This window comes from Metapseudomonas boanensis (genome assembly GCF_018704125.1).
GTDB lineage: Bacteria > Pseudomonadota > Gammaproteobacteria > Pseudomonadales > Pseudomonadaceae > Metapseudomonas > Metapseudomonas boanensis.
The window spans coordinates 15,983-33,412 of the sequence record NZ_JAGTIS010000009.1 but is presented as its reverse complement, the minus strand read 5'-3'; the positions used below and the strand labels follow the sequence as shown (position 1 = coordinate 33,412).

Genomic DNA, 17,430 nt, shown 5'->3' with positions numbered 1-17,430 from the left:
GTATGGCCGGGTCGCGAGGGCTGGCGTATCCTGCGCGCCGTTATCCAGAGTCGCTGCTTTTCCGGGGGGAAATACCAATGTTTGCAACGTGGCGCGCCTTGGCGCTGATCGTTTTGGGGGCGTTCAGCATGACCGCGCTGGGCAAGGACAAACAGCCGACGGCCATCGTCATCGGCGGTGGCCTGGCCGGCCTGACATCAGCCTATGAGCTGCAACAGAAAGGCTGGCAGGTCACCGTGCTGGAAGCCAAGCCGAGCATCGGCGGGCGCTCGGGCCTGGCCACCAGCGAGTGGGTCGGTAGCGCCAAGCTGCAACCCAGCCTTTACCGCTACCTGGACACCTTCAAACTGAAGGCCGTACCGGCACCTGACTACGTGCGCACGCCGGGCTACCTGGTCGGTGGCCGCTACTTCACCGAGGCCGACCTATTCAAGGAAGCGCCCAGCACCGTCGAAGGCTTGAAGCGTTTCGACAAGAGCCTGGATGAACTGGCCGCCTCCATCGACGACCCACTCAAGCCGACGGTCAACCACACCCTGCAGACCCTCGACTCCATCAGCGTCGCCCGCTGGCTGGACAAGCTGGCCCTGTCACCGACCGCGCGCGCCCTGGTCGACCAGCGCATCCGCGCACGCTACGACGAGCCCTCGCGCCTGTCGCTGCTGTATCTGGCCCAGCAAGCCCGCGTCTACCGCGGCCTGCCGGACACCGAGATGCGCGCCGCGCGCTTGCCCGGCGGCAGCCAACTGCTCGCCCAGGCGCTGGCCAAGCCACTGAAGACCATCAAGACCAACGCCCGCGTCTCCGCCGTCGTGCAGGAGAAGGACGGCGTCACCGTCAAGGTCGGCCCGACTGGCTACAAGGCCGATTATGTGGTGCTCGCCGTGCCGCTGCCGGCGCTTACCAAGATCAGCCTCACGCCGTCGCTGTCGACCTTGCAGGTGCGCGCCCTGAAGGACATCAACTACGGCTGGCGTGATCAGATCCTGCTCAAGTTCAAGAAGCCCGTGTGGGGCAAGAGCCGCCTTTCCGGCGAGGTCTTCAGCGACAAGGGCCTGGGCATGATCTGGGTCGAGCCGGCCCTCAAGGGCGGCGCCAACCTGCTGGTCAACCTGGCCGGTGACAATGCCCGCCTGATGCAGGCCTTCGGTGATCGACAGCTGGTCGATCAGGTCCTGATCCGCCTTGACGGCCTGTATCCGGGCGCTCGCGAGCAGTTCAAGGGCTCGGAGCTGCGTCGCTTCGGCAAGGATTCCCTGGCCGGCGGCGCTTACCTGGCCTATGGCCCGGGTGAAATGAGTCTCTACTGGCGCCTGTGGGAGAAGCCCCTGGGCCGTGTGGTATTCGCCGGCGAGCATACCGACGCACTCTATCCGGGCACCCTGGAAGGCGCACTGCGCAGCGGCCTGCGCGCGGCCACCCAGGTACAAGACCTGAAAGCCGGCAAGGCCGTTGCTCCTGTCGAAACCGCCGCCGAGACTAGACCTGAGGCGGTAGCCAAGGCTGCGCCTACCAAGGAAGAGCAGAAGGGCTTCTTCTCGCGCCTGTTCAACTGAGTCCGGAACCGGCGGCGCACGTCTGCGCCGCCGGCCCATTCCCAGAGGCGTCCCGACTTCCGCGCCCAGCTGTTCAAGTCCCTCCTACAGCCGGCCCCTGCTAGTTCCTACAGACGATAAGTATCGTTTTACTCGATATTTCAAAGCGAAATTTTCCGCTTTAATTCGATAGATTTGTCGTTAGGCTTGTCCCTCGCGTCTTCTCACCCTCTGCGATCTAGAAGGACTCATTCATGCAGTGGCGCAACTCGCCGTCTCGTTTCGGCCTGGTCAGCATCACCCTCCACTGGGGTGTGGCCTTGGTGTTCTTCGGCCTCTTCGGCCTCGGGCTGTGGATGGTCGAGCTGAACTACTACAGTAGCTGGTACAAGACCGCGCCGGAGACCCACAAGGGCATCGGCATCCTGCTGTTCCTGGTCATGCTGGCACGTCTGGGTTGGCGCTTCGTCAGCCCGCCACCGCCTGCCCTGCCCAACCACGGCCCGATGACCCGCCTGGGCTCGAAGCTGGGCCATGTGGTCCTCTACGTTGGCCTCTTCGCCGTGATGATCTCCGGCTACCTGATCTCTACCGCGGAAGGTCGCGGCATCAGCGTATTCGGTCTCTTCGAAGTACCGGCCACCCTGACGGCGATCCCCGACCAGGAAGACGTCGCCGGTGTCATCCACCAGTACCTGGCCTGGGGCCTGGTGATCTTCGCCGGCATCCACGCCCTGGCGGCCCTGAAACATCATTTCATCGACCGCGACGCCACCCTGACACGCATGCTCGGGCGCGCCGCCAAGTAACACTACAACCTCAATTAGGAGATTGATCAATGCTGAAGAAAACCTTCGCCGCGCTGACCCTGGGCGCAGCCCTGGTAGCCGGCCAGGCCATGGCCGCTGACTACGTGATCGACAAGGAAGGCCAGCACGCCTTCGTCAACTTCAAGATCGGCCACCTCGGCTACAGCTTCATCTACGGCACCTTCAAGGACTTCGACGGCTCCTTCAGCTATGACGAGAAGAATCCCGAGGCCAGCAAGGTCAAGGTGACCCTCAAGACCGCCAGCGTCGACACCAACCACGCAGAACGTGACAAGCACATCCGCAGCGGCGACTTCCTCAACGTCAGCAAGAACCCGACCGCCACCTTCGAGTCCACCTCGGTCAAATCGACCGGCCAGGGCACCGCTGACGTGGCCGGCAACCTGACCCTGAACGGCGTGACCAAGCCAGTCGTGATCAAAGCCAAGTTCGTTGGCCAGGGCGACGACCCATGGGGCGGCTACCGCGCCGGTTTCGAAGGCAGCACCAAGATCAAGCTGAAGGACTTCGAGATCCAGAAGGACCTCGGCCCGGCCTCCCAGGAAGCCGAACTGATCATCTCCATCGAGGGTGTGCGCGCGTAAGCTTGCCGCCTCTGACAGAACGCCGGCGATTGCCGGCGTTTTGCATTCTGCAAGACTGCACAAACAAGAACGCCGGCATCAGCCGGCATTCTTGATACTGAGGAAACTCAGCGGTTGCGGGTCAGCAGTGCCGGCTTTTCGCCGCGCGGACGGGTCTGCTGCTGCAGTTCGTCCAGTTGCTCCGGCGTCGGGTAACGATCACCACGCGATTCCTTGAGGATGATCTTCGGCTGCGGCTTGCTGCTGCGCGGATCCTGCACGGCCGGCTCCGAGCGCTCGTCACGACCACGGGAGACCAACGGATCCTCACGGCGCGGGCCACGGCCCTTGGCGGGCTTACCCTGGCGCTGTTGGCCCGGCTTCTGGCCTTGCTTCTGACCGCCGCCCTGGGACTGGCCGCGTGGCTGGCCACCGCGGCCCTGCGGCTGCGCCTGGCCTTGACCCTGGCGTGCGCCCTGGCCTTGACCCTGGCCCTGGCCCTGGCCACCCCGGCGTTGTCCGCGGCCCTGATTCTTACCGACATAGGGGCTCACGTAGTCGACGCGGTTACCGAAGTTGTCGACTTCGTCATCCAGGAACTCTTCCGGATCACGATCCTGGCCAGGCTGCGGCGGACGCTGTGGACGAGCCTCCTTGGCTGGCTGAGCTGCCTGGGCGATCTGCTGGGCCTTGTCCTGCTCCTTGCCTTTACCTTTCCCGCGACGATTGCGGCTGCGGCGCGGCTTACCCTCGCCGCCTTCCTCGCCGCCCTTTGCTTCGGCAGCGGCGGCAGGCGCCTTGCCTTCACGCTTGGGACGGTCGGCACGCGGCTGGCGCTCAGGACGCGGCGGACGCGCTTCGGGGCGCTCGACCTCGACGCTCGACGGATCGAAGCCCTGGGTGTCGCCATCCGGGATCTTCTGCTTGGTCATGCGCTCGATGGACTTCAGCAGCTTCTCTTCGTCCGGCGCCACCAGCGAGATCGCCTCGCCACTGCGGCCGGCACGGCCGGTCCGGCCGATACGGTGCACGTAATCTTCCTCGACGTTCGGCAGCTCGAAGTTGACCACATGCGGCAGTTGGTCAATGTCCAGGCCACGGGCAGCGATATCGGTCGCCACGAGGATGCGGACATCGTTGGACTTGAAGTCGGCCAGTGCCTTGGTGCGGGCGTTCTGGCTCTTGTTGCCATGGATCGCCATGGCCGGCAGACCATGCTTGGTCAGGTACTCGGCCAGGCGGTTGGCGCCATGCTTGGTGCGGGTGAACACCAGCACCTGTTCCCAGGCGCCCACGGTGATCAGGTGCGCCAGCAAGGCACGCTTGTGGCTGGCCGGCAGGTGGAACACACGCTGTTCGATGCGCTCCACCGTGGTGTTCGGCGGCGTCACTTCGATGCGTTCGGGATCGTGCAGCAGCTTGTTGGCGAGGTCGACGATGTCTTTCGAGAAGGTCGCCGAGAACAGCAGGTTCTGGCGCTTGGCAGGGAGCCTGGCGAGGACCTTCTTGACGTCATGGATGAAGCCCATGTCGAGCATGCGGTCGGCTTCGTCGAGTACCAGGACCTCCACATGGGAAAGGTCGACGCTGCCCTGGCCGGCCAGGTCCAGCAGACGGCCGGGGCACGCCACTAGCAGGTCGACGCCTTTGGACAGTGCCTGTACCTGCGGATTCATGCCGACGCCACCGAAGATGCAGGTGCTGATCAGGCTGAGGTCGCGGGCATAGAGCTTGAAGCTGTCATGCACCTGCGCCGCGAGTTCCCGAGTCGGAGTCAGGACCAGCACCCGCGCCTGGCGCGGACCGTGCCGGTGGGACTTGTCCGGATGGCCGTTGGGGAACAGGCGCTCAAGGATCGGCAGGGCGAAACCGGCGGTCTTGCCAGTGCCAGTCTGAGCCGCGACCATCAGATCGCGACCTTGCAACACGGCGGGAATCGCCCGCTGTTGCACGGGAGTAGGCTGGGCGTAGCCGGCGGCCTCGACGGCACCGACCAAGGCCTCGGAGAGACCGAGGGAAGCAAAGGACATGGGAGATCCTGTGTAGTTCTAGGGGCTGGCCCGATGGGGTGTTCGTATCTGGCTCGAATCACGGCAATGGCGCGCGATCCCGACCGGTCCTGCTGGCCTGAGGGGAGGCCTAGCGTCCGGGCGTATGCCTGACGGAAGCCGGAGTATAACAGAGCCGTTGAGTTGTACAGCCTTTCTGCTGCTCAACGGTTGCGAAACCCATGCGGACGGGGCTGCGCGGGCTTCTCCGTGTTGAGGCTATCCCTCATGGGAGCGAATTCATTCGCCATGTAGACCACAGGTCTGCATTGGGGCACCGCGCGGGGCTGAGCCCCCTCACCCCCGCTCCCTCTCCCGGAGGGAGAGGGGTGCAGTCCGTGCTGGGGTGAACTCATTCGCCAAGCCGGTCGCAGGCGTGCCGGCCCCTGTTACAGCAAGGTCAGCGTATAGCTGAGGATCAACCGGTTCTCATCCTGGTCACGTACTGCATCGCTGCGCAGAGAGGCGTTGCGCCAGGAAGCACCCAACCCCTTGAGAGGGCCTCCCTGCAGTACGTAGTCGACGCGCAGGTCGCGTTCCCACTCGTCCTGGTCGCTGCCCTGGGTCTCGATCTGGCTGCCCTTCAGGTAGGTCGCGGTTGCCTTTAGCCCCGGTACTCCGACCTTGGCGAAGTCGTATCCGTACTCCGCCACCCAGGTGCGCTCGCCAGCGCTGGCGAACTTGCCGATTTGACGGTCGGTGATCAGGTAGGCGGTGGCGCCGTCGCCCTGGTTGAGGAAGGGGAAGGCGCTGTCGCCGGACACCTGCTGGTAGCCCAGGCTCGCGGCGTGGCCGCCGAGGCTGTAGGTGAAGAAGGCGCTCCAGGTGCGGTTGTCCACTTCAAAGCGGTCCGGGTCGTTGGCCGCCCAGTTGCCCGCGCTGCGGAAGCCTTCGCGGCGGCCGGCGGCGCTGGCGTTCTTGCCGTCGGAGTCGCTGTAGAAGTAGCGCAGGTCGGACTTCAGCGCGCCCACCGGCAGCGCCCAGTTGTGGGTCAGGCCGACGAAGTGCTGGTTGTAGAAGTCTTCCAGGTTGCCGTAGTAGTACTGCGCCAGCAGGTTGTCGCTGACCTTGTAGTCGCCGCCGGCGAAATAGAATTTGTTGACGAACTGGCCGGTGCGGGCGTTGTTCGCCCCGGCGATGGACAGGCCGCGGGCGTCGCTGGAGTTACGCCCCTTGGCGTGTTCTAGCTGGCCACCGACCAGGGTCAGGCCGGCGATCTCGCTGGAGGTCACTTGGCCGCCCTCGAAGGTCTGCGGCAGCAGGCGGCCGTCGTTGTAGGTCACCACCGGCAGCTTCGGCAGCAGGGTGCCGAGGCGGGCTTCGGTCTTGGAGAAGCGCAGCTTGCCGGTCACGCCCAGGCTGCCGAAGTCGTCCTTGGCGCGGCCGTCCTCGTCGGTGGGGAACACGGTGCCGCCATAGTTGGCACTGGTGGGGTTGAAGTGGGTGCCCTTGCCGGAATCCAGCTTCACGCCCAACAGGCCGAGGGCGTCGACACCGACGCCGACGGTGCCTTCGGTGTAGCCCGAGGCGTAGTTGAACAGGAAGCCCTGGCCCCACTCCTCCTGCTTGGAGGGCGCCGCCGTGCCTTCGCGGTTATCCGAGTTGATGTAGAAGTTGCGCAGGGCCAGGCTGGCTTTGCTGTCCCCGATGAAACCACCGGCGGTGACGTGTTGAGTCAGGGCACCCAGGGCGACAGCCAGGGCCAGGGAAGAAGTCTTCATGCGGAATGCTCCAAATGCGGTCTTTTAAAAAGTCGTGATCGCCCGGAGCAGGAGCAGACGCCGCGCGCCGCTGCGTGACCTCGAAGCCACTGTCGTTATCCAGGCTCCGGTGCGAATGCGATGCGGCGGTCCGCTGTCGGCTGGCCACCAATTTAGAAGGGAATTTTAATTCTCAAAAAGAATTATTTTTCACTTTTTAAGACCAAAATAGAATATTAGAGCAGCCATTCTCCGTCTCGAAATCCGCCCCACAGACGCCTAGGCCAATCCCCGAAACTGTTTCAATCCTCACACGCTGGCCCACCGCACGACTTAAGCGCATCCCGCTGCGACGCCCGCATCGGCACATCCAGGCGCGGACCAGCATGACCCAACGCACCCCCGAGCTCATCCGCGCCACGAACCCTGTAGAATCCACACCGACCTCTAGCCAACCCAGCAGGAAAGGCATGCGCCAGGTCCTTCTCGTCATCGACGTTCAACCGTCTTTTTCACCGCCCGACTGGCTGGTCGAAGGCATTCGGCTGCTACTTGGCACCATGCCGTCAGTGGCTACAGTGGAGCGACACGATGAAAGCCGCACGCCCTTCCAGCGCCAGCTTGGCTGGAGCCCGGCACCAGATGACGACAGCCTGATCACCGCCGACCAGATCTTCATCAAGCACGGCTATGCTCCGACACCGGAAACCATCGCCCACCTGAAGGCCCTGGCGCCCGAGCGCGTGCTGGTGTGTGGCATCCAGACCGAAACCTGCGTGCTGGCAGCGGGCTTTGCGCTGTTCGACGCTGGACTGCAGCCAACGCTGATCACCGACCTCACCGTCGGGTCCTCGCTGGACCGCTCCGGCCAGCTCGGGATCGATCTGTGGCGGCACCACTTCGGGCACCTGGTTTCCAGCCGGGAGCTGTAGGGGCGAATGCATTCGCTCCTACAACGTTCGCCCGCCACCTGCGCTGGCGTACCGTCACTAAGGCACATGTCGGAATTGCCTGACAGCGCCCTGCTCACTAGAGTGGCAGCCTCCGCCACTCCCTCCGAGCCGCCACCATGCTCAATGCCGCCCTTTCCCGCTTCCCCCGTCTGGAACTGGTCCCCTCGCCCACCCCGCTGGAGAAGTTGGAGCGGCTGTCGCAAAAGCTGGGCCGAGCGATCTACGTCAAACGCGATGACATCACGCCCTTCGCCCTCGGCGGCAACAAGGTGCGCAAGCTCGAGTTCCTTGCCGCCGACGCCCTGGCCGCGGGTGCAGATACCCTGGTCACCGCCGGCGCCATCCAGTCCAATCATGTACGCCAGACGGCCGCCCTTGCCGCACGCCTGGGCCTATCCTGCGTAGCCCTGCTGGAGAATCCCATAGGCACCAGTGACAGCAACTACCTGAGCAACGGCAACCGTCTGCTGCTCGACCTGTTCGGCACCGAAGTGGAGCTGGTGGCCAACCTGGACAACGCCGATGAGCTGCTGGCCGCCACTGGCGAACGCCTTCGCGCCGCCGGCAAGCGCCCCTACTTGGTGCCCATCGGCGGCTCCAACGCCCTCGGCGCACTGGGTTACGTGCGCGCCGGCCTGGAGCTGGCCGAGCAGATCAAAGCCAGCGGCGAGACCTTCTCCGCCGTGGTACTGGCCTCGGGCAGCGCCGGCACCCACGCGGGTCTGGCCTTGGCGCTGGAACATGCGCTGCCGGGTACCCGCGTGGTCGGTGTGACCGTCTCGCGCCCGGACGCCACCCAGCGGCCGAAGGTGGAAGGTCTGCTGCAACGCACCGCCGACCTGCTCGGCGTGGACGTGCCGGCCAGCCTCAGGGTAGAGCTGTGGGACCAGTATTTCGCTCCGCGCTACGGCGAGCCGAACGCCGGCACCCTGGAAGCTGTGCGACTGGTGGCCAGCCACGAGGGCCTGCTGCTGGACCCGGTGTATACCGGCAAGGCGTTCGCCGGGCTGCTCGATGGCGTGGCCGCAGGCGCGTTCGCGGGAGAGGGTCCGGTGCTGTTCCTGCACACCGGTGGCTCGCCGGCATTGTTCGCCTATCATCCTGCGAGGCCGATCTGACGGATCAGCCTCTTATGCAATTTGATAAGCAATAGATAATTTTTTATTATTTTATTGCATATAAAGAACTCCCTAGAGTTGCCGCACTTTCAGCCATCTGCCCAGTGAGGTCCCAATGACATTCGCAACCCTGCGTCGCCACTTCATCCTCGGCAGCCTGAGCCTGGTGCTCGGCGCCGGTTTCGTCGGCCACAGCGCCGCCGCCGATCTGCTGCAAGACATCCAGCAGAAAGGCGCCATCAAGGTCGGCCTCGAAGGCACCTACCCACCCTTCAACTACCAGGACGAGAACGGCAAGCTGACCGGCTTCGAAGTCGAACTGGCCGAGGCCCTGGCCAAGGAGCTGGGCGTGAAGGCCGAGTTCCAGCCCACCAAGTGGGACGGCATCCTCGCGGCCCTGGAATCCAAGCGCCTGGACGTGGTGATCAACCAGGTGACCATCTCCGACGAGCGCAAGAAGAAGTACGACTTCTCCACCCCCTACACCGTTTCCGGCATCCAGGCGCTGGTGCGCAAGGGTGACGAGGGCGGCATCAAGTCCGCCGCCGACCTGGCTGGCAAGAAGGTCGGCGTCGGCCTGGGTACCAACTACGAACAGTGGCTGAAGGACAACGTCCCGCAGGCCGACATCCGTACCTACGACGACGACCCCACCAAGTTCCAGGACCTCAACGTGGGCCGTATCGACGCCATTCTGGTGGACCGCCTGGCCGCCTTCGAGATGGTCGAGAAGACGGGTGGCCGCCTGGCCGTCACCGGCGAGCCCTTCTCCCGCCAGGAAGCCGGCATTGCGCTGCGCAAGGGCAATCCGGAACTGCTCACTGCCATCGACACGGCCATCGCCAAGCTGAAGGCCGACGGCACCCTCAAGCAACTTTCCGAGAAATGGTTCAAGGCCGACGTGACCCAATGATCGAAACCAGCCTGCAACTTGCGCTGGATTCCGCGCCCTTCCTGTTGAAGGGCGCGGTTTTTACGGTGGTACTGAGCCTGGGCGGCATGTTCTTCGGCCTGCTGCTCGGCTTCGTTCTGGCGTTGATGCGCCTCTACGGCTTCACTGCGCTGCGGTGGCTGTCACGCATCTACGTGTCGTTCTTCCGCGGAACGCCGTTGCTGGTCCAGCTGTTCATGATCTATTACGGTCTGCCGCAACTGGGCATCCAGCTCGAACCCCTGCCCGCCGCGCTGATCGGCTTCTCGCTGAACATGGCCGCCTACACCTCGGAAATCCTTCGCGCTGCCATCGCTTCGATCGACCGGGGCCAATGGGAAGCCGCCGCCAGCATCGGCATGAGCCGCACCCAGACGCTGTATCGCGCCATCCTCCCTCAGGCCGCGCGCACCGCTCTGCCGCCGCTCGGCAACAGTTTCATCTCGCTGGTCAAGGACACCGCCCTGGCCGCCACCATCCAGGTGCCGGAACTGTTCCGCCAGGCGCAGCTGATTACTGCGCGCACCTTCGAGATCTTCACCATGTACCTGGCCGCCGCGCTGATCTACTGGGTGCTGGCCACCGTGCTGTCGCACTTCCAGGGTCGCCTCGAGGCGCGGGTCAACCAGCATGAGCAGGACAGCTGATGATCACCGTCCGCAACCTCACCAAATCCTTCAAGGGCCAGGCCGTGCTCAAGGGCATCGACCTGGATATCGCTCCTGGCGAAGTGGTCGCCATCATCGGCCCCAGCGGCTCGGGCAAGACCACCCTGCTGCGCTGCCTCAACCTGCTGGAAGAACCCAGCGGCGGCCGCATCCAGGTCGGCCAGATCGAGATCGATGCCAGCCAGCCGCTCAAGCATCAGCAAGGCCTGATCCGCAAACTGCGCCAGCACGTCGGCTTCGTGTTCCAGAACTTCAACCTCTTCCCCCATCGCACTGCGCTGGAGAACGTCATCGAGGGCCCGGTGGTGGTGAAGAAGGAGCCCCGCGAGCGCGCCATCGAGCGGGCCCGCGCGCTGCTGGCCAAGGTCGGCCTGGCGGGCAAGGAAGATGCCTATCCCAAGCGCCTATCCGGTGGCCAGCAACAACGCGTGGCCATCGCCCGCGCGCTGGCCATGGAGCCTGACGTGATCCTCTTCGACGAGCCCACCTCGGCGCTGGACCCGGAACTGGTAGGCGAAGTGCTCGCCACCATCCGCGGCCTGGCCGAAGAAAATCGCACCATGGTCATCGTCACCCACGAAATGAGCTTCGCCCGCGACGTGGCCAACCGTGCAATTTTCATCGACAAGGGCGTGATCGTCGAACAAGGCGATGCCAAGGCGCTGTTCAGCGCGCCGAAGGAAGAGCGTACGCGGCAGTTCCTGAGCAAGTTCCTGGGTAACTGATTCTCGCCTTATCCCAGTCAAGTGTTGTCACTGGCTGGCTCCCTTGTAGGAGCCAGCTTGCTGGCGAACGGGCTCATTTCGCAAGCAAGAACTCGGCGTCCCCCTCGCTCCTACAGGGCTCTCAGCCCGACCGTTGATGGCTAGCAACAGCTAACGCCAACAGAGCCAATGATTTCGCCCCCACAACAGTGCCTGTCCCCACCGGCGGCCTACTCGGTAAGCCCCCTGCAAGGAAATGCGCGTAGAATCCGCGCCCCTCGCAATACCGCCCCGCCACCGGAACCCGCATGAACCCGAGCACCCTCCTCTCCCTGCCGTTGCTGGCCCTTGCCCTGGGCGGCTTCGTCGTCGGCAGCAGCGAATTCATCATCATGGGTCTGCTGCCCGAGGTCGCCAAAGACCTCCAGGTGAGCCTGTCCGACGCGGGCCTGCTGGTCAGTGCGTACGCCATGGGCGTGGTGATCGGCGCGCCGCTGCTGGGTCCGCTGCTCGGCCGCCTGCCCCGGCGCAAGGCCCTGCTCTGGCTGATGGGCGCCTACGCCCTGGGCAACCTCGGCTGCGCCCTGGCGCCAAACTACGAATGGCTGCTGGCGATGCGCATGTTCACCGCCTTCAGCCATGCCGGCTTCTTCGGCTGCGCCACCCTGCTCGCCGCCGAGCTGGCACCGCCGCATCGACGCGCCTCGGCCATGGCCCTGGTGCTCAGTGGCCTGACCATCGCCAACGTCCTCGGCGTACCAGCAGGCGCCTGGCTCGGCCAGGCCACCAGTTGGCGGGTGACCTTCATGGTGGTGGCAGCGCTCGGCTTCCTCACCCTGCTCGCCCAGGCCCTCTGGCTGCCCGCCACGCCGAAACCGCAAGCCAACGCAGCCGGCGCCTGGGACGGCATCCTGCGGCGTCCGGTGCTACACGCGCTGTTCGTCTGCAGCCTGTCGTCGGTGGCACTGTTCGGCGTGTTCACCTACATCAGCCCACTGCTGCGCGATGTCTCCGGCTTCAGCCCGGAGCACGCCAACTTCGCCCTGCTGCTGTTCGGCATCGGCCTGACCGTGGGCAACCTGTTGGGTGGGCGCCTGGCCGACAAGGGCTTCCGCTACTCGCTGCCGCTGGCCTTCGGCGTGAGCACGCTGTGCCTGCTGGGGCTGTTCGTCTTTGCGCAGATTCCAGCCCTGGCGCTGGGCTGCCTGTTCCTCTGGGGCGTGGCCAGCTTCGCCATCTCCTCGCCCCTGCAACTGCTGCTGGTGGAGCAGGCCGGCGAATCGGCAAGCCTCGCCGCCACGTTGAGCCACGCCGCGTTCAACCTGGGCAACGCCAGCGGCGCCTTCGTCGGCGGCCTGTGGCTGAGTACCAACATGGGCCTGGCCAACCTGCCGCTGATGGGCGCGGGCGTACTGGTCCTGAGCATCCTCGTCTGCCTGCCGCTGCCGCGCCTGCGCGCGGTGAAGGATCACCTCAAGGCCACCGGGCAGCTTCACTGAACCGAAGGCACCCTTCGTAGGATGGGTAGAGCGGAGCGAAACCCATCAGTGCGTAGGGAGGATGTCGCTTTCCACATCCACCGTCGGAGCCTTGCCGAACCTCGAATGGTGGACCGGTGAAGCGTGGTCCACCCTACATCCACAATCCGGCACCTACCCCGCCAGCACCTCGGCGAACAGCTGCCGCAGGTGATCGCGCTCCTCATCGTTGGCTGCCAGCCTGCGCAACTGCACGGCGAGCTGTGCATAGCCCGGCAGGGGCGGCAGGTTGAGGTGCTGCGGCTGGATCTCGTCGCCGTCGCTGACCAGCAGGGCGAAGTGCACGCCGTTCTCCAGCTCGCGGGTATTGCCCGGCCAGGGGTAGGCCTCCAGGGCCGCCTGGGCCGCCGGGCTGATCAGCGGCAGCGGCAGATCCAGGCGCTGGGCATAAATGCCGAGGAAATACTCGGCCAACGGCAGGATATCCGCCGGGCGCTCGCGCAGCGGCGGCAGCTCCACCCGCCCCTCATCCAGGTACTGATAAAGCCGCGCATTGAACTTGCCGGCGCTCACTGCCTTGGCCAGATCGATACTAGTGGCGGCCACCAGACGCACGTCGACCGGCGTTGGCTGCTGGGCACCGACGCGCGTCACCTCGCGATTCTCCAGCGCGGCCAGCAGCTTGACCTGTAAGGGCAGCGGCAGGTCACCGATTTCGTCCAGGTACAGGGTGCCGCCATTAGCGGAGCCGAACCAACCGGCGCGGCTGCTGACAGAGCCGCTATAGGCGCCGGCCGCATGCCCGAACAACTCGGCTTCGGCAAAGTTCTTGCTGATCGCGCTGCAGCTCACCCCCACGAACAATCCGGATCGATCGCTGCCGCGGTGAATCTGCCGTGCCAGCAGTTCCTTGCCGGTGCCGGTTTCACCCTCCACCAGGACCGGCAGGGAGCGGGGTGCAAGCTGCTCGATTTCCTCGCGCAGGCGGCGCGAACGCGGGTCGACAAAGACCAGCGCCCGGGCACGAATGCTCAGCGGGCTGCGGTCGGCGTCGGCGAAGGTCAGCAGCGGCTGACCGGGGGTTTCCTTGCTCATGGCGAAATCTCCCGCCGGGCCCAGGCAGCGAAGCAGCGGGCCCTGGCGTCACAAAATTAAAAAGACTGAACCTGTTCAGGATCGAGCGAGCTAGAGAAGAACAAGGCGAGAACGGCTGAGGGCGCGGAGTTTACGAGCTGTAAATGAGCAAGCCCGAAGCCGTTTTCAACGCAGTTATTCCGACGTGCAGCCGATCCTGGGCAGGTTCTCAGGCGCGTTTGCGGGCAATTTCCTCGACGCGGCTCTGCAGGCGATAAAGATGGGCGAAACCCTGCTCCCAGGTGTGGTGCCCGGACTTCACGTTGATATGGCCGGCACCGGTGAGGATGGCGGCTTCCGAGCCCCAATCGCGGGCCATTTCCAACGCCCGCTGAGGGCTGGCGGCATGGTCGTTGTCCGACCCCACCAGCAGGCTGGGGAAGGGCAGCAGGGCACGGGGTACGGGCGCGAAGCCCTTGAGCGGCTCCGGACAACCGGGGCGTTGCACATCCGCCGGCGCCACCAGCAGCGCGCCACGCACGCGGCTCAGCACATCCGGGCCGGACTGTGCGGCCCAGTGGGCGACGGTCACGCAGCCCAGGCTGTGAGCGATCAGGATGGCCGGTGTGCGTTCGGCATCGATGGCGCGTTCCAGCGCTGCAACCCAGGCGTCTCGATCCGGGTTCTCCCAATCGGCCTGCTCGACCCGGCTGGCATTGGGCAGGGTGCGTTGCCAGTGGCTCTGCCAATGCTCGTCGGAAGAGCCCTGCCATCCCGGCAGGATCAGGTAGCGAATGGCCTGGCTGCGCATGGCGAGCCCTCCTTGCTGAAGTTCGATGCTGGGCAGTCTAGGCGCTCGCCATATATCTGTTAAGGAATAAGAATTTATTTACTTATTCCTTATTAGCTTATTCGCATAAGAATCGCTTGGCCTCGCACCGCCACCGGGAAGTGGTTCGTAGGGGGTTTCCTAAGGTTGCGCAGGAAAGCGCCTAAAACCTTCTCCAGCGCCAAGAAAGCCCGGATGTTGCCCCGATAATCGCGGCCCCAACGACCACGAACGGCCTGGCACACGATGAACATCCATTCCCGATACCTGCGACTCCCCGCCCTGCTCGCCCTGGCCATTCCCGGCCTCGCCCACGGCGGGGTTTGCAGCCCCGATAGCGGCGCACCGGCCTTCGACTTCTCATTCAAGGCCACATTCAACTCGCCAGAGGAAAACAGCCACCTGAAAGTGATGCCCAACGCCTACGAATGGAACCTGGGCCGCAATTACCCAGGAAGCTGCAGCTGCAGCAAGCCGGGCGGCACCATACCGGCCGAGTTCCACTTCACGACGAAGACCGACCTTGCAAAAGGCTATACAGCAGCGGTCAACGGGGAGCAGAGGCAATTCTTCCAGGTAAACCGGAATATCCAGGTTGCGAGCGAAGTCTGGATCGACGGGGAGAGGCTGCAGTTCGTTCCCATGCCACTTGACTCGCTCAGCAACCTGAAAACGGGAACTTTCGGATGTGGAAGCGACGGGCGGGTCGACGTCCATTTCACCACAGGCAGCAAAGGCCGCCTGCACCTACTTATCGACAAGCCCTTCATCGGGGAGTCGGTCATCCCGCGGACCAAGCTATTCGACCTGATGGCAATCATGGAGGGGACGAGTGCGACAGGTGCGCCGCCGATGGTCAACGTCTGGATGAGCGGCAGCGTCGTCGTGCCGCAGAGTTGCCAGCTGGCGCCCGGGCAGGCCATGACCATCGACTTCGGCAACCTCACCCCCTGGGAGCTTCCCGCGCCGGGTGAGTCGCCCCAGCACACGGTTTCCCGGACCTTCAAGGTCCAGTGCAAGAACATCTCGGATACGGTCGCCATCAACCTGACGCTGGAGGGGAACCATCACCTGGAACAGCGCAACGCCCTCGCGGTAAACGACAGAAACGACCTGGCGATCATCCTGAAGAACGATGGGCGCATCGTGCCTCCCCTGGCTGAAAACGCGGCGCCTTCGCCGTCCCACCTCATCCCGCTCACCTTCAGCCAGGCGGACCAGAGCGGCGAATTCAATCTGGAGGCCTATCCGATCAAGACGAAAGAACACGTCGAGCCCGGTCAGTTCACGAGCCAGGCCACGGTGAAGTTCGAATTCGAGTAAGGCGGTTGTCAGGCGCCGGATGGAATCCAGGGATTGCCGGCGCTATCGCCCCGCCCGGATTCACTCCGCCAACACGATCTGGTTCTTGCCGCCACGCTTGGCCTGGTACATGGCCGCGTCGGCACGGGCGTAGAGGCTACCGTCGTCACGCAGGTTCGCCAGGCCCTGGCTGACGGTGACGCCAAAGCCCTTGAGCGGCTCGGGACAGCCGGGGCGCTACACATCCGCCGGCGCCACCAGAAGGGCGCCGCGCACGCGGCGCAGCACGTCCGGGTCGGACTACGCGGCCCAGTGGGCCACAGTCACGCAGCCCAGGCTGTGGGCGATCAGGATGGCCGGTGTGCGTTCGGCATCGATGGCGCGTTCCAGCGCTGCAACCCAGGCGTCTCGATCCGGGTTCTCCCAATCGGCCTGCTCGACCCGGCTGGCATTGGGCAGGGTGCGTTGCCAGTGGCTCTGCCAGTGGTCATCCGGCGATCCCTGCCATCCCGGCAGGATCAGGTAGCGAATGGCCTGGCTGCGCATGGCGAGCCCTCCTTGCTGAATGTTCAATGGATGGCAGTCTAGGCGGCCCCTATATAACCGTTAATGAATACAAATTTATTTACTTATGCATTATTAGCTTATTCACTAAGGGCCCCCTGTGCGGCGTAACGGCCCCCTGTAGGATGGGTGGAGCCATGCGATACCCATCACGTCTTCGATGGGTATCGCTCCGCTCCACCCATCCTACAAATCCGGGCGCCCATGCAGATCGACGAAGAACTGACCCTGAAGAAGCTGGAGACCTTCCTCGCCTTCATGCGCAGCGGCAACCTGTCCCGTGCAGCGGCGGAGCTGAACACCAGCAATGTCAGCGTGCACCGTGCCATCCATTCTCTGGAAAGCGCCCTGCGCTGCCCGCTGTTCAAGCACGAGGGGCGCAACCTGACGCCGCTGGAGAGTGCCTACGTGCTGGAAGAGAAGGCGCAGAAGCTGATCCAGGACACGGTCGAGATGGTGCGGCTGACTCGCGAAGCGGCAGGCTTCTCCGCCGAGCGCTTCAAGCTCGGCGCGCTCTATTCGCTGACGGTGAAGACGGTGCCGCAGCTGGTGATGGGCCTGAAGCTGCGCCGCAGTGAATTGAATATCGACCTAACCCTGGGCTCCAACGTCGACCTGCTCTACCGCCTGAAGAACCTGGAGCTGGACGCCATCCTGGTATCCCTCGACGAGAGCGTGAACGACCCGGACTGCGAGCAGCTGCCGCTGTTCTCCGACGACATCTTCCTCGCCGTGCCCACCGACTCGCCCTTCGCCGACCAGGACGAGGTGGACCTCGCCGACCTCGCCGATTCCACCTTCATCACCCTGACCCAGGGCTTCGCCACCCACCGCGACGGCGCGCGGGTGTTCCAGCAGGCCGGTTTCGAACCCAAGGTGGCGATGCAGGTTAACGACATCTTCACCCTGCTCAGCATGGTCAGCTCCGGCGTCGGCTATGCCCTGCTACCGGGGCGCATCGCCGCGGTGTACGAGAACCGCGTAAAGCTGATTCGCCTGCAAGCCCGCTACCGCCTGCAGCAGCACATCGGCGTCGTGTTCCTTAAAGCCAAAGAACGCGACCCCAACCTGTTGGCGCTGCTCGCCGAGTGCCGGATGTACAGCCTGCGCAACGCAGGTTGAGCGCAGGAACC

General features: G+C 64.4%; 15 protein-coding genes and 2 pseudogenes. 11 read left to right on the top strand and 6 right to left on the bottom strand.

What is annotated here, in order from left to right; translation table 11 throughout:
• Nucleotides 1–77 precede the first annotated feature (77 nt).
• The 3 genes from J7302_RS16580 (at nt 78) to J7302_RS16570 (ending at nt 2,949) form a co-directional block, all read left to right on the top strand.
• The gene (locus tag J7302_RS16580; protein ID WP_215377171.1) at nt 78–1,556 is read left to right on the top strand and encodes a flavin monoamine oxidase family protein; all 1,479 of its coding nucleotides are present in this window, start codon (nt 78–80) and stop codon (nt 1,554–1,556) included.
• A gap of 233 nt (nt 1,557–1,789) precedes the next feature.
• Entirely contained in the window at nt 1,790–2,344 is a 555-nt protein-coding gene (locus J7302_RS16575) for a cytochrome b (RefSeq protein ID WP_215377169.1), read from the top strand.
• Nucleotides 2,345–2,373: 29 nt separating this feature from the next.
• Complete coding sequence (locus tag J7302_RS16570; protein ID WP_215377167.1) at nt 2,374–2,949, top strand: YceI family protein; 576 nt, start codon at nt 2,374–2,376, stop codon at nt 2,947–2,949.
• A gap of 107 nt (nt 2,950–3,056) precedes the next feature.
• On the opposite strand, the gene J7302_RS16565 is transcribed toward J7302_RS16570, so the two are convergent.
• Together J7302_RS16565 and J7302_RS16560 are read right to left on the bottom strand one after the other, a co-directional pair.
• On the bottom strand, nt 3,057–4,958 hold the full coding sequence (locus tag J7302_RS16565; RefSeq protein WP_215377165.1) for a DEAD/DEAH box helicase: 1,902 nt from the start codon (nt 4,956–4,958) through the stop codon (nt 3,057–3,059).
• A 407-nt stretch (nt 4,959–5,365) separates the two neighbouring features.
• Nucleotides 5,366–6,697, bottom strand: coding sequence for an OprD family porin (locus J7302_RS16560; RefSeq protein ID WP_215377163.1), 1,332 nt, complete (start codon nt 6,695–6,697; stop codon nt 5,366–5,368).
• 449 nt (nt 6,698–7,146) lie between these two features.
• Between J7302_RS16560 and J7302_RS16555 the strand changes: the two genes are divergently transcribed.
• From J7302_RS16555 to J7302_RS16530, 6 genes are all read left to right on the top strand, one after another.
• The gene (locus J7302_RS16555) at nt 7,147–7,608 is read left to right on the top strand and encodes a cysteine hydrolase family protein (RefSeq protein WP_215377161.1); all 462 of its coding nucleotides are present in this window, start codon (nt 7,147–7,149) and stop codon (nt 7,606–7,608) included.
• A 137-nt stretch (nt 7,609–7,745) separates the two neighbouring features.
• Complete coding sequence (locus tag J7302_RS16550; RefSeq protein WP_215377158.1) at nt 7,746–8,747, top strand: D-cysteine desulfhydrase; 1,002 nt, start codon at nt 7,746–7,748, stop codon at nt 8,745–8,747.
• A 115-nt stretch (nt 8,748–8,862) separates the two neighbouring features.
• Complete coding sequence (gene tcyJ, locus J7302_RS16545; RefSeq protein ID WP_215377156.1) at nt 8,863–9,660, top strand: cystine ABC transporter substrate-binding protein; 798 nt, start codon at nt 8,863–8,865, stop codon at nt 9,658–9,660.
• Nucleotides 9,657–10,325 (top strand): cystine ABC transporter permease, encoded by a 669-nt coding sequence (gene tcyL / locus J7302_RS16540; RefSeq protein WP_215377154.1) that lies wholly within the window; start codon nt 9,657–9,659, stop codon nt 10,323–10,325. The genes tcyJ and tcyL overlap by 4 nt, the downstream gene beginning before the upstream one ends.
• Nucleotides 10,325–11,071, top strand: coding sequence for an L-cystine ABC transporter ATP-binding protein TcyN (gene tcyN / locus J7302_RS16535; RefSeq protein ID WP_215377152.1), 747 nt, complete (start codon nt 10,325–10,327; stop codon nt 11,069–11,071). The genes tcyL and tcyN overlap by 1 nt, the downstream gene beginning before the upstream one ends.
• A 287-nt stretch (nt 11,072–11,358) precedes the next feature.
• Nucleotides 11,359–12,549, top strand: coding sequence for an MFS transporter (locus tag J7302_RS16530; RefSeq protein ID WP_215377150.1), 1,191 nt, complete (start codon nt 11,359–11,361; stop codon nt 12,547–12,549).
• A gap of 153 nt (nt 12,550–12,702) precedes the next feature.
• Here J7302_RS16530 and J7302_RS16525 read toward each other — a convergent pair whose 3' ends face one another.
• Complete coding sequence (locus J7302_RS16525) at nt 12,703–13,623, bottom strand: sigma 54-interacting transcriptional regulator (RefSeq protein ID WP_215377147.1); 921 nt, start codon at nt 13,621–13,623, stop codon at nt 12,703–12,705.
• 208 nt (nt 13,624–13,831) lie between these two features.
• The gene (locus J7302_RS16520) at nt 13,832–14,413 is read right to left on the bottom strand and encodes an RBBP9/YdeN family alpha/beta hydrolase (protein WP_215377145.1); all 582 of its coding nucleotides are present in this window, start codon (nt 14,411–14,413) and stop codon (nt 13,832–13,834) included.
• A 264-nt stretch (nt 14,414–14,677) separates the two neighbouring features.
• Here J7302_RS16520 and J7302_RS16515 point away from each other — a divergent pair, with 264 nt between their 5' ends.
• Nucleotides 14,678–15,754 (top strand): fimbrial protein, encoded by a 1,077-nt coding sequence (locus J7302_RS16515; protein ID WP_215377143.1) that lies wholly within the window; start codon nt 14,678–14,680, stop codon nt 15,752–15,754.
• Nucleotides 15,755–15,814: 60 nt separating this feature from the next.
• On the opposite strand, the pseudogene J7302_RS26570 reads toward J7302_RS16515, so the two are convergent.
• Nucleotides 15,815–15,940, bottom strand: a pseudogene (locus J7302_RS26570) (diguanylate cyclase); the annotation flags it as partial.
• A 33-nt stretch (nt 15,941–15,973) separates the two neighbouring features.
• Nucleotides 15,974–16,279, bottom strand: a pseudogene (locus J7302_RS16510) (RBBP9/YdeN family alpha/beta hydrolase); the annotation flags it as partial.
• Between the two features lie 222 nt (nt 16,280–16,501).
• Between J7302_RS16510 and J7302_RS16505 the strand changes: the two are divergent.
• Nucleotides 16,502–17,419: a LysR family transcriptional regulator gene (locus J7302_RS16505; protein WP_215377140.1), complete on the top strand. Its 918-nt coding sequence runs from the start codon at nt 16,502–16,504 to the stop codon at nt 17,417–17,419.
• Nucleotides 17,420–17,430: the final 11 nt, after the last annotated feature.